Origin of the sequence: Pseudomonas sp. A25(2017) (assembly GCF_002001065.1) — a bacterium.
Taxonomy (GTDB): domain Bacteria; phylum Pseudomonadota; class Gammaproteobacteria; order Pseudomonadales; family Pseudomonadaceae; genus Aquipseudomonas; species Aquipseudomonas kilonensis.
The window spans coordinates 32,216-44,847 of record NZ_MUOA01000061.1 but is presented as its reverse complement, the minus strand read 5'-3'; the positions used below and the strand labels follow the sequence as shown (position 1 = coordinate 44,847).

The following is a 12,632-nucleotide window of genomic DNA, read 5'->3' as shown; positions in this document are numbered from 1 at the left end:
CGGGGTTCATCTGCCTGTTGTTTGTGGGTGCACAGCGCCCTGAGATATCAATCCAGGATCAGGTTCCAGATCACCAGCAACGGCAATCTCAACATTCTCATATAGCTGCGCCGCACTCTTCGTCCGAGCATCCCACCAGTCGGGCCGAGTGGTAACCGATTGGCCGGTGACATCTCTAATGAGACGGACGATATCGAAAGAGCGAAGGCCATCTACGTGCTCGCTTAAGCTCCCAGTCGTATTGGCCCACATCGGATCAAGTACGAAATCGATTCCCTTCATCCTCGCCAGTTTCGCAGCCGGCACAAAATCTGAATCACCAGCGACCAAAACGATGACATCAGTGAGCTTTTCAAGGGCGAGAGTCGTGATGTCCATGCCTAACTTGGTATCGACAGTCTTCTGTTCGACTTTGTAATGGAAATCGCAAAAATGGGGACAGATTTATTTATAAATCGAGCAAAACCAACAAGCCTGCCCACTCTGCACTCCGCAAAATAAACCTTCCCCTTTTTGCTCCCTTTTTGCTGCGAAGTGAGGAGGCTGCCTAGATGATTCCCAGATTTATTTTAGAGTCTAGGAAACAAAAAAACCTCCCCTTTTCTCCATTATATCTGTGGAAAGTATCAGGCGTCGCCCCTGAGCCCCCTCGTATCTGTTGCATCGTCACGATATACAAGGAGACTGCCCTTGGGCCAGCTACCTACCCAGCCACACGGCCACCCACCGCTTAAATAAGCGGAAAATATTCCCTCAAAAAAATTATTAGTCTTACCTTGAACAGCTCGACTATACAGACAGCACTTTAGATCCGAGACAACATCATCCAATAGTTCTCTATGCTTCGGGGAGAGCTGCTTTTGAACTGAGTGACTCAACTCACCCAAAAGTTCGGATAGTTTAATATCCATCTCAGTATATTTTTCGCCCCAACCGTAAACAACATCCCAAACCTCACTCATTTTCTCAGATCTTAAGTCAGCCCAAGTGAAAAATTCTTCCCCATAGACCTGACCCCAAGCATATTTTTTTGCCGTTGCAAGATCAGAAATTTCGGCATTCCCCAAAACAACTTGATTGACAGACCTCAAGAGCAACCGATTTTTTACAAAGCCAATAACTTCATTTACCAGATTGCTATTTTCACCCAACTCTACTTCCCTAACCATTTCAACCACACCTCTGTCTTAGCGCCGTCGACGTTGCGGACAGCGAAAAAGGGGACGGATTTATTTAATAACTGAGCAAGCAAATAAATTCGTCCCCTTTCTCCTACATGAATTACTCTCCTTAGGTATATAGATACAGAATTAGCAACAAAAACAAACGAAAATATTATGGAGGACCACATCCTCATATAAACGCATCTCAAATCTTAAGTCAGAAACTGAAACGGTCCTCAAATACTGTCTGCCCCCCAATTCTGACGACACATTGCCGTGCCACCTCGACGGGTACTACCTTGCCTAAAACCGGCATCATGGCCTTGTAGAACACCTTGTCACAGGCTTCATCTTTACTAAACGGTTGGGCTCTGCCCTCAGCGTCCGCAGTAATGTGGCAGCCCGCGACTAAATCAGCTGGCAGGTCTTTAAAGGCGACAGGCTTTTGAGTAGTGCCCGCCTGCGCCTCGATCATTTCATTGCAACCACCGGTTACGGCCCCTTCCTTAACGGTTTTTACAAAAGCAACGCGCTCGTAATCGGTACCGCTGAAAACAGTCTGGTCGTTGACGCTAACGCGATACTGCGAAGGCTGGAGCATGATGGACTTGATGCAAAACTGTGTTGTGACCGGCTGATTATTCACCGAGGCCGTTGCCGACTTGCAGCCCGGGACTGCGTTGGCGAAGCCACCGTTTTGCGCGCTACCTACGACAGGAATACGCTCCTGAGGCTGCGTGATGTCATAGGCGTTCAGTTCACAGCCCCCACCCACAAACTGGAGTTCCACCAGATAAACCTTGCCTTTCTCCGGCGTGAAAATGGTGCTGATCGGACCGCAACGATAACCGCGGTTGATACTTTCGCCAGTGGCGTAACCCGATACCTCGAATGGCTGATCGGGATCAGCTTGCACTTCCAACTGAGGAAAATGCTTCAAGGTCGCGCTGTGGGCCGTTTCGTTGAGCTTGGCAATCCAGCCGAACACTTTGCCGCGACCGGAATCCACCACTGTCCCCTGCACATCCATACGCCGGTCTGGGTCCGTCGCTCGCCTGATTGCAAATTCCACAGGGACGACATTGCCCGTCGCTTTCATGATCACCTTGGCGTGCTGGGCGTCTACGGTCACTTTGTTTTGGTGCAGTTGGATGCCGTCGTTGAGCACGGTGGGGGAAGAGTCTCTGACGTTGGATTTACAGCCTGGCAACGTCAGGATCAGGCTCAACATTAGTAGTGATGCTTTCTTCATGAGTAACTCCAAGTACATCCTAAAAAATTATAGATCTGGAGAAAAGTGGACAGTTTTTTTAAAACCGAGAGAATTCAATAAACTCGCCCCTCAGCACCTTATAAAATAAATCCGTCCCCTTTTTCCTTTTTCTCTCACTCCCCCCGCCCGGAGATAAAAGACTTAACGTAGTCCCAACGAGTAACAACCCAGTACAATGCAAATATCCATGACAGAGGGAACCCGAGCCAAATAAAAACCCAACTTGAATCAGTCTGAAACAACAGTGAAATTAACACTGCAACTATCATCGCAAGAAAAGTACTCACCCCCCACACGATAGCCAACAATGAAAAAGCCAGCACCACCACACTAATAAATCTGTTTCCTCTCATTCGCGGTCTCATTAGGAAAAAGGGGACGGAAAAAAAAGGGGACCGATTTATTTATCAACGTACAAACCAATAAGCCTGCTCACCTCATAAAATAAATCTGTCCCCTTTCGATCCCTTTTTGCTGGTATCGTGCATTTAAGCGTCAGTAATTAAATTTCGTTTTCACCTCACCCTCACGGCGATAGGATATTGCGAAAGAAAGCCATTCCTCACCTCGCGCCTTGCCCTCTGCCCTCAACTCCTTTATTAGCCTATACAGTTTTGCACTATTAAAATCGGTATCAGCATCGGTTACTTCAACACCATCTTTCTCAACAGTCAGCACCGACTCCATATACCCTTCACCCACCTCAACCTCATAACAGAAATAGTCATAACCAAAAACTATTCCAGATTCAATCAAAGAAAATATTTCCTTCACAATTTCTAAATCTTTAGTAACCATTACTCACCTCTGGAATTTTGCCAGCTTCATTTTCAAAGGATACCGTTCGACTTTTACCATCGATAGTATAGGTCAACTCCATAGTATCCGGCCTTAGCGAAGCTGGATTTTCACGCTTAAATTTTATAAACGTTGGCCCTATAGTTTTTGATGGATCATTCAACGCCTCACGCATCCTGTTTTCATAATAAACTTTATATGCCGAACTGTTAAAGTTTCTATCTTGAGGAAACAAATTATAACCATCACAGGTGCCACCCTGACTACACGCTTGAGCATGCCCACCAACGTCCGTTTCGCGCCCTTCCTTACCTGCAGCCGTCTGCCTCGAATCCCTTGGGACTTTGACATTAGCGGGCGTAAACGTCAGCTCTTCTACCATGCCATGACTATTCGTAACGAAGGCGTCGCCATTATCTAGCTCATACCGAGTATTAGGGCTCCTGGCCTTTGGATTATTAAGTATTTCGTAAGTGGGCGACCCTTTGACTGACTGGCTGGTATCCACCTTCACGACAGGATGCGAAGCATTCGACTCAGTTACACTATCGCCGGCATTCGGTTTCGATCCGTCAGGCGTTACCGGCGGTTGATCGTTTTTCGACCCCGCCTCTACCCACCCCTTCGACGGTGTATCCCCAAACTCCTTAGCCCAATCCGGATGTTTCGGATCAATCTCCAGCCCGTCGGTCCCCTTCGTTATATTATCCGAAGGCCCCTTACCAACAATGCCAATGACCTTACCCGCCGCAGACCCGGCCGCGTTCCCGGCAGTCCCCAAGGCGATATTTAGCAGCGTCGTTGCGCCACGAACGTACACATCTCCAGACTGTTTATCCCGGCCCTGCTCGTGGCGAAGCTTGAAGAGATTATCGCTAGTCTCCAGTTCAGCCTTATCTTTGCCACTGAGTTCGCTTGCAATCGATTTCGATATTGAATCTTTTGCCGCAGCGATTTTGTCGCCAAACAGCTTGTCGACCACCACGTTCCCGGCGAGACCGACCGCCATTTTGGCGGGTCCCATGACTGCCTGAATCCCCAAGCCCAAGAGCTGAGCTTGTTCTACTGGAAGACCGTCCAAGTACGTCTGCAACCGCGCAGTTTCTTGCAGCAGCTTTCTACCTGGCGTGTCCACCTGCACGTCTTCGACCTTCCTCCACTTCAAGGTGCCATCGGTATCCGTATACCAAGCAAGAGTACGAGGCTTTTTCTCCGAATTATTTGATACACAGCCCCCCTTGGCATCGCAGCTTTCTTGCAGCTTGGCAAATTCTGCAAATCTCTTCGCGAAGCTTTGGATAGCGATTACGTCATCCGGCTTCAGCCCCTTGATATCCCCTGCATCCTTACCATTGCGAACAAGATTTTTCGCAATACTCAGCGCAACCTCATCCCCCAACGCAGCCCTCGCGGAAGCAGGCACCTCATCAATTGAAACCCGTTGCGCCTGGATGTTGGTCCAGATCTGCTTGGTGGCCTGCACCGGCCCACTAACCAGCTTGAGTGCGTCCTCATACGCTTTCAGGCTGCTGTCGGGGTAGCTTTTGATGCTGTTCTTCCAAGCCTGCACCGTCCCAGAGGGATCCATCACCGCGTCCACCGAGGACTTGGTGACGTACAAGTCGGTCCGAGATTCATCATCCTTGGTGATTTCGTAGGCCTTGCTCACATCCCGATTGAGCCCAGCCGTCGAATCAGCCCCGGTTTTAGAGTCATTGCGCACCACGACTTCACCGGCCCCAACGGTGGCGCGGACGGTCTGCTGACGATCCTTCTCATACTCCCAACCGCTGATGCTCCAACCGTTTTTATCTTTCTCGCCTTTACCAACCTGACTGCTGTCTTGGGCGCCGCTGCCACCCTGGGAGTAGCTGCCACCCACGTTCAGGTAATAGCCATGTTCCTTATCTTTACCGGCGATATCACTGAAGCCCAGGGTTCCGGTGTCCAGTTTGAGGTTGCCGTTATCGGCAGCGATCAAGGCACCGTCCAGCTGGGTGTGATCCTCGGTGCGGATGTCGACCTTGTTTTTACCGGTGATGCTGGTCTGCTGCTCGACCCAATTGGTCTCACCGGTTGTCTGTCCATACCCCACAGAGCCACTGACGCCAGCCCCTGGACCAAAGGTCGCTGTGACGCTGAGGTCGAACTCTTTGCCTTTGACTTCGCCGGTGTCAGGCACCGAGGAGACGTTCAGGTCGCCGCCGACACGGCCAACGACCTCATCGCCGCGCAGGGTGGCACCGCTGATGTTGGTGTCTTTGCCACTGGTGAAGCCCAGACGGTTGCCCGCGTAGAGGTAGGCTTCTTGCTGTCGGTTACCTTCCCGATCAAGATTGCCCTTGCCGATGTTCACGCTGACGTAGACGCCTACGCCTTGAGAGCCGAACGTCAGGCCCGCCTCGCCACCACCGTTGTGTCGATTGCTCTCACTGTCGCTGGCATTCTGCGCCGACCTGATGTTCAGCTCATTACCAGCATCGAGCGCAATATCTCGCCCAGCCTTGACCTGAGTGCCTACCAGGTTGATGTCGTGGCGGGCGTCCACGTTGACATCCCTTCCAGCGGCAACCTGAGTGGCCGTCGAACTGCCGTGAACGCCATCCTCGGTGGCAACACCGTAGCTGCCGCCGGCGCCTAGCTTGAAGCCACCACTGGTGCCGCCATGAATCCCACTCCAGCTTTGGCGATCAGTGCTTTCCTGGCTGACACTGCCCTTCGCCACATCCAGCGTGACGTCGCGACCTTTGACGTTGATATCCCGCCCGGCCTTTAGCTGACCGCCTTTGACCGTGACGTCGTTGCCGGCATTGAGATTCAGGTCGTTGCCCGCATCGAACGTCGACGCGCGATTGGTCTGCTCAATGACCTGCTGGTTACTGGTTTGCGTGCTGTTGCCGAATTTGACGTCGACGGTCGGTCCATTGACGAATTGGGCGACGGCATCGACGCCTTTTAGGGTGCTGGACGTCTTACTGACGCCGTTCTCCCCTTTCCCGGCACCACTGACCGCATCCTTGGTGTTGCCGTAGTTATGATTGAACGAAATACCAAGCCCATTACGACTGGCTTCGCGCTCCTGCTCGGTCAGTTGGGTTTCACGCGCAGCATCCACATTGATATTGCGTCCTGCCGTGAAGCCTATGTCGCGGCTGGCACGCAGATCGGAACCCGTCTGGTTGATATCGCGCTGAGCGTTGATGGCAACATCTTGCCCTGCACTGATCTGGCTAGCGGCAGCGGTTTGCTGTTCCAGACGATTCTTGTTCTTGAGGCTATCGGCACCTGCGAAGAAATTGATGCCATTAGCATCCGAAGAAACACCGATCCCAGCCTGCTTGTTCTTTTCCCAATCCCGCTCGGAACGACTGTTCTGCGCGGCCAGAACATTCACATCACGTCCGGCATTCAAGCTGACATTGCGCCCAGCATCGATACCACTACCCACCAGGTTGATGTCACGCTCAGCCTGCAGGGTCGCGTCGCGATCCGCCGTCACCTGACTGCCCACGCTGGTGCTGCTCTGCGCGATCCGGCCCGACTCTTTGGCAGAGGAGAACGACAGGAAGCCACCCGAGACCGAGAGCCCGGTTTTCTTCTTGTATTGCTCGCTATGGCTGTAAGCGGTGTCATTGGCCGCGACGAGGTTGATGTCGCCGCTATCCTTGACCAAGCCCGCACGCAGTTCCACGTCATTACCAGCGGTGGTTTCGCTGGCGCGCAAACGCAAGTCGTTGCCCGCGACCAGCACCACATCATTGCCTGCTTCCAGCTCGCTGGCCACTTGGGAGGCCGTGGTTTTCAGCTCGCTTTTGCCGCTCTTGGACAAGCCGAGGAAACCCGATTTGGTTTTCTTGCTATAGGAGCCGTGTTCTTCGATACCCGAGAGCACCGCCACATCACCAGTGGCACCCACCACCAAATCATTGCCGGCGTTCAACTGGCTGCCGATCACCGTGACGTTGCGGCCGCCATCCAGCGTGACACCGCCACCGGCGGCCTGGCTGGTATTGACCGTCAGGTCTTGCCCCGCCTCAACCACCGACGCGACGTTGGTGCTGTCATAACTTTCCCGTTGTTCGCTTTTACTGCGGCCAAAGGAGCCTTTGCTTTTCTTCGAGTAGAACTCTGCGGTTTCGTCCGTTGCGGACAGCAGACTGATGTCGCGCGTGGCGTCGAGCGCAACGTCCTTGGCCCCTTTCAGTTGACTGGCGACGAGACTCAGGTCTTGCCCTGCCTTGGCGCTGAGGTCCCCACCCGACTGGATAACCGAAGACTGCTGACGCACCAGGTCGCTGCTGCTTTTGACTTTTTTGCTCTGGGACGAGCGATGGCTTTCGTTGGCGGCAGACGTGATCGCGATATCGCGCCCGGCAGTCAGCGCCAGGGTGCTCTGGGCGATGACGTTGCTGGCAACGACCCGCAGGTCCTGCCCGGCCGTCACCTTCATCTCCCGGCCCGCAGTAGCGCTGGAACCATTTTGGGTAATGGTTTGGTCCCGGTGCCTGCTCCCCATCGTGTTGCTGTCCACCTGCTCGGCGGAGGTGATGTTTACATCACGCACCGCCTGCAAGCCCATGTCATTGCCGCTCTTGAGCACGCCCCCCTTGTTGGCGATATCCCGTCCTGCACCCATCGTCAGGTCATGACTCGCCTCAATCCGCGCCGCGTTGTCAGCAAATTCGCGTTGCTCAGTCTTGTAACCAGTGCCGCTGGCATGCCGGGTAATGGTTCGCTCATTGGTCAAATCACCAGCGACGGCAACAACACTGACATCCCGCCCAGCAATAACCCCACCCGCCCGGTTAGTCAGGTTATTACTCGCCAACGCATCCAGCCGACCACCCGCTTCCATCAACCCACTGTTGACCAAGCTGTCGCCCGCCGTCGCCCTCAGGTTGCTGGACGCACGCAAGGTGCCCGCATTGTTCAGGTTCTTACCCGCAATCAGGCTGACGTCTGAGCCCTGAATCAGCGCACCATTCGGCGCCAGACGATGGTTGGCCTGGGCCAGATAAAGCACCGGCACCAGCACCTGTTGATTATTCACCGTCCGGTTTTCCATCCAGACGATGTCATGGGTCAGGGCCGCAACCTGTTCGGCGCTCAGGCTGACGCCCAGGGACAGGTTGAGACTGTCCTTGCTGGCGATGGCGTTGTTCATCAGGTACTTGAACATGCCGTCGTCGGAGTTCTGGCCGTCGAGGAAGCGTTGGCCGGTGCGGGCGATCACCGCCTGTTGGATCAGGCGTTGTTCGTAGAAGCCGTCGCCCAGGCGTTTGGCGGCGGTGTCCGGGTCGTAGCCCAGGTTTGTCAGCAGGTAATCGGAGCTCATGAACCGGCGCATGTCGGTCAGCGCCGGGTTGGTCTCGATCAGGTACTTTTGCGGGTTGGCCTGGAACGAGCGGTCCGGCAGGCCACGCACTTGCGTCAGGCCCGTGCTCTGGGTCGGCGTGGTGGAGCCGTCGCCGCTCATGCGGAACAGGCCGTTTTGCCCGGTGGGCAAGTCAAACCCCGGCAAGGACAGCGGATCGACTTGTTGCTGGGTCAGGCTCGGGGGTAGCTGCCGATTGACGCTGATACGGGTCGAGAAGGCGTTGTCAGCCTGGGTGTCGGTGCGCGGGCCAGCGCCAACGTAGTTGTAGCCGCCACGCACGACGCCGCTGTTGAGGTCGCCCTGGGTAGGAATGTCGACGGCACCACCGGCCTGAATAATCGCAGCATAGGTTTGGCTGTCGGTGGTGGTTGTCTGAGTACGGAACTGCGGCACCTCACGCTCGGTTCTGCCGATAAAATGGCTCATCGCCGCCTCAAGACCGCTCAGGTCGTTGGCGTTGTAGCCTGGGCTCTGCAACCAGTATTTGTTGGTGAAGTCATTGGCGTCTGCGCGCCAGCTACCCGGGCGGCGCGTTCGAGCGGACATGAAGGTGCGCGAGGTTTCAATCTCGCCGGTCTCGATGCCGATGTTGTTCAAGCTGACGAGGTTGGCGGTCAATGCACCGCCGACGCCGATGCTGCTGCTTCGGTTGGTCAGGGTGTCGCCCTGGATATTCAGGTTGCCGCCGGTGGTGATGCTGGAGGCAGCGCTGGCCGCGGTGACTTCGAACTTGTCGCGCTGGACGATCTGCCAGACGTGGTTTTCCTTGCCACCGCTGCAATCACCGGCGTTGACCCCTTCGATACAAGCCACTTCCCTGATCGAGGCGGTGTAGATGCCTGCATCGTTGGTGGTCAAGACCTCACGGACGTTGTCGATGGTGCTGGCCGCCAGGCGCATGCTGCCGCCGCTTTGCAGCGTGCCAGAGCTGTTGAGGATGCGGCCGGCACGGGTGCCGAGGCCGTCGCGATCGATGCTCAGATCACCCAGGCTGTAGATATCGGCATAGCGGTTGGTCAGGCTATTGACGCGCAGGCTGGTATTGCCGCCGCTGAAGATCAAACCGTGCTCGTTGAGCAGGTCGCCGGTCGATACACCGAGCGCGCCGGCACTGCCCAGCGTGCCGTAGTTGTTGATCGTGGCGGCCGTGACGCTCAGGTCCGCCGCCGAGGTCAGCCGACCGTAGCTGTTGAGGACGCCATCGACCACGACGGTTGTGTTGCCACCGCCAGCGATACTGCCGTTTTGCTCCAGACTGATCAGCGCGGCCTTCAGGCCCAAGGTGCCGAGACTGCTCAAGCGACCGTTGCCTGTATAGGCGCCGGTCAGTTGCAGGTCGATCGCACCATCGCTGCCGATCAGGCCGTCGACGCGCCAGTTGCTGCCGCGGCCCACCATGCTGTCGGTACTGAGCAGTTGGCCGGTGGCGGTCTGGGTCAACTGGTCGACATTCACGACCAGGTGCCCGGCCTGGATCGCCGTGTTGTTGGTCCAGCGATCAGCCGTCACCGTCAGGTTGCCGTAGGTCACCAGCTGACCGCCGGCCTGCCCCAGGTTGGCTTGGCTGATGCCGAACAATCCCAGGCCAGTGTGCAGCAGCTTGCCACCCACGTTCTGGACGCTGCCGGTGTTGAAGCCCACATCATTACTGGCGGTTTCCAGGGTGCCGTCGTTGTTATCGAACAGGCCACCGATCTTGAACACCGTGGTGCTGTTCTGGCCCAGGGTGCGCAGTTGGCCTTTCTGGTTGCTCAGGCTGGCGGCCAGAATGTCCAGGCTGTCCTGGCTTTCGATGATGCCGGCGTTGTTGTTCAGCGCACCCGAAAGGTCAAAGTCGATACCACTGGCGCTGACCTGCCCGCCGCCGCTGCTGTCCATGTCCCGGCCAGTGATCCAGACCTTGCCCGTGGCGTATATCCCGCCGTTGCGATTGTTGATATCCGCCGTCGCGTTGGTGACCACGACATCGCCGGCTTGCGCAGCGATGCGTCCGCCGTCGTTGAACAGCCCAGCCAAGGCTCGGATGTTGAGTCCTTGAGCCTGGATCGTGCCGCCCTGGCGGTTCACGTCATAGCCGTTTTTCAGCACACCGGTGGCCCGTGCCTCCAGCGCCGCCTTGACGCTGGACAGCACGCCGCCACGGTTGTCCAGGTTGGTGGCAAAGACACTCAGCTTGGCGTCCTTGGCGATGATGCTGCCGCCCTGGTTATCGATGTCGCCGGATACATCCACGGTGACCAGGCCCTCGCCTTGCAGCGTGCCCTTGGCGTTATTCAGACTGGCAGCATCGAACTCGACCTCGGCAGCACGGCTGGCGAGCAGGCCTTTTTCGGCGTTGTTGACCGCGCCGGTGGCGCTGACCAGCAGCTTGCCATTGGCGGCGACGGTGCCTTTGTTGCTGTTGTCCAGGCTGGCGGTGCGCACGGTCATGACGCCTTGGCTGGATAGCTCGCCGCCCCGGTTATTGATCGCGCCGGTGTTAGTGATGTCGAGGTTCTTGCCGGCCATGACCAGGCCGGTCAGGTTGTCCAGGCTGTCGAGGACCAGGGTCGCGCTGTTCAGGCTCGACAGTTCACCTGCATTGTTTTCCAGATGGCCCAGGTTGGCCGTCAGCAGGCCCTGGCTATTGATCAGGCCGCCCTGGCTGTTGAGGACTTGATCGGCGCGCAGATGCAGTTCGGTGTTACCCAGGATCCGGCCTTTATTGCGGTTATCCACAACGTTGCCGGTGACGGTGGTCTTGCCCTGCCCACTGAGCGTGCCGCCCTGGTTATTCAGCGCAGCGGTGGTCGTGACATTCAGGTCGCGGCTGGCGATGACGGTTTTGCCGGCGTTGTTCAACTGCTTGGCGGTGAGGGTGACATCACCCGTGGTATTGCGGCTGTTATCGGCGTTGACCCCGGCCTCGATAATGCCGTTGTTGCTCAGTGTGCCACCGCTGTCCAGATGAACGTTGTCGCGGGCTACCAGGTTGTTCTGGCTGATCAGGTCGCCCTGGGTCTTCACGTCCAGGCGGCTACCGGCGTACACCTGACCACGGGTTTCCAGGCTTTTGGCGTCGATGACGATGGCGCCGGCAGCAGCCGTCTGCGCCATGCTCAAATGACCATTGGCATCGAGCTGAATATCCCCCCCACTGGCAACCATCTTGCCGTCCAGCTTCACACCAACCCCCGCCTCGGTGCCCACCAGTTTGATCGCGCCGGCGTACATACCACCCAACGCCGACGAGTCGATAGCCAGTTCTGGTTTCGCACTGCCGTCATCGGCACGGGCAGTGGCGTTCAGGGTATTGGCGTTGACGTCATTGCGCCCAGCCACGATGGTCAGGTTCTTGGCCTGGATCTCGGCATTGATCTTGGCGCTGCGAGTGATGATTTCGAAGCGGTCGACGTTGTTCGCGTTCAGGCCCGCGCCTTCAATCGCAACGCTGCCCTGGTCCACCTGATAGCGGCCCACCTGGCCGTTTTCGATGATCGGCTTACCCGTGGTCAGGGTCGCCTTCGGGGTATTGATAAACCCGCAGCCATTACAGGTGATGCCGTAGGGGTTGGCGACGATGACGTGGGCCGACTGCCCCGCCACTTCGGTGTAGCCGCGCAATTGGCTGGGGTTGCCGCCGTTGACTTCGTTGAGGATGACTTTCGCGGCGGTGCCCTTGAGGTTCGGGTTGCCAAGGATGATCCCGCCCAGTTGCGTGGACTGGGCGGGTTTGGTGGCGTTGTTGAGGATCACGCCGTTACTGCCGACGTTGTAGTCCTTGAACCGGTTGTGGGACAGGCCGCTGCCGTTGGGCTTGGCGATGTTGACCACCGGCACGCCGTTGCCGGCCTTGCCGAGGCTGGTGCCTGGCGCGCTGACCACGATGCCGTCCGCCTGGGCCCACATCGGCTGCCAGAACATGACGTTTGCCAATAGGAACGCCAGGCCACGCTTGGGCATGCCCCAGAAGGCGTCGCGGGTTTGCAGGGCAGTGGAAGGCTGGCGGGCCAGGAAGGCGTATTGGCGGTCGTCCATGATC

4 protein-coding genes and 1 pseudogene are annotated in these 12,632 nt (G+C 56.5%); all 5 read right to left on the bottom strand.

The window, feature by feature from the left end:
* Positions 1 to 6: 6 nt before the first annotated feature.
* Positions 7 to 426: pseudogene (locus tag B0E42_RS13900) on the bottom strand (NYN domain-containing protein); the annotation flags it as partial.
* Between the two features lie 200 nt (positions 427 to 626).
* Complete coding sequence (locus B0E42_RS13895) at positions 627 to 1,169, bottom strand: hypothetical protein (protein ID WP_174599578.1); 543 nt, start codon at positions 1,167 to 1,169, stop codon at positions 627 to 629.
* A gap of 211 nt (positions 1,170 to 1,380) precedes the next feature.
* A complete protein-coding gene (locus B0E42_RS13890) occupies positions 1,381 to 2,415 on the bottom strand; it encodes a hypothetical protein (RefSeq protein ID WP_053185574.1) in 1,035 nt (344 codons plus the stop codon).
* 516 nt (positions 2,416 to 2,931) lie between these two features.
* Positions 2,932 to 3,234, bottom strand: a complete 303-nt coding sequence (locus B0E42_RS13880; protein WP_053185568.1) for an immunity protein YezG family protein — start codon at positions 3,232 to 3,234, stop codon at positions 2,932 to 2,934.
* A complete protein-coding gene (locus B0E42_RS13875) occupies positions 3,224 to 12,628 on the bottom strand; it encodes a hemagglutinin repeat-containing protein (RefSeq protein WP_256578305.1) in 9,405 nt (3,134 codons plus the stop codon). The genes B0E42_RS13880 and B0E42_RS13875 overlap by 11 nt, the downstream gene beginning before the upstream one ends.
* Positions 12,629 to 12,632: the final 4 nt, after the last annotated feature.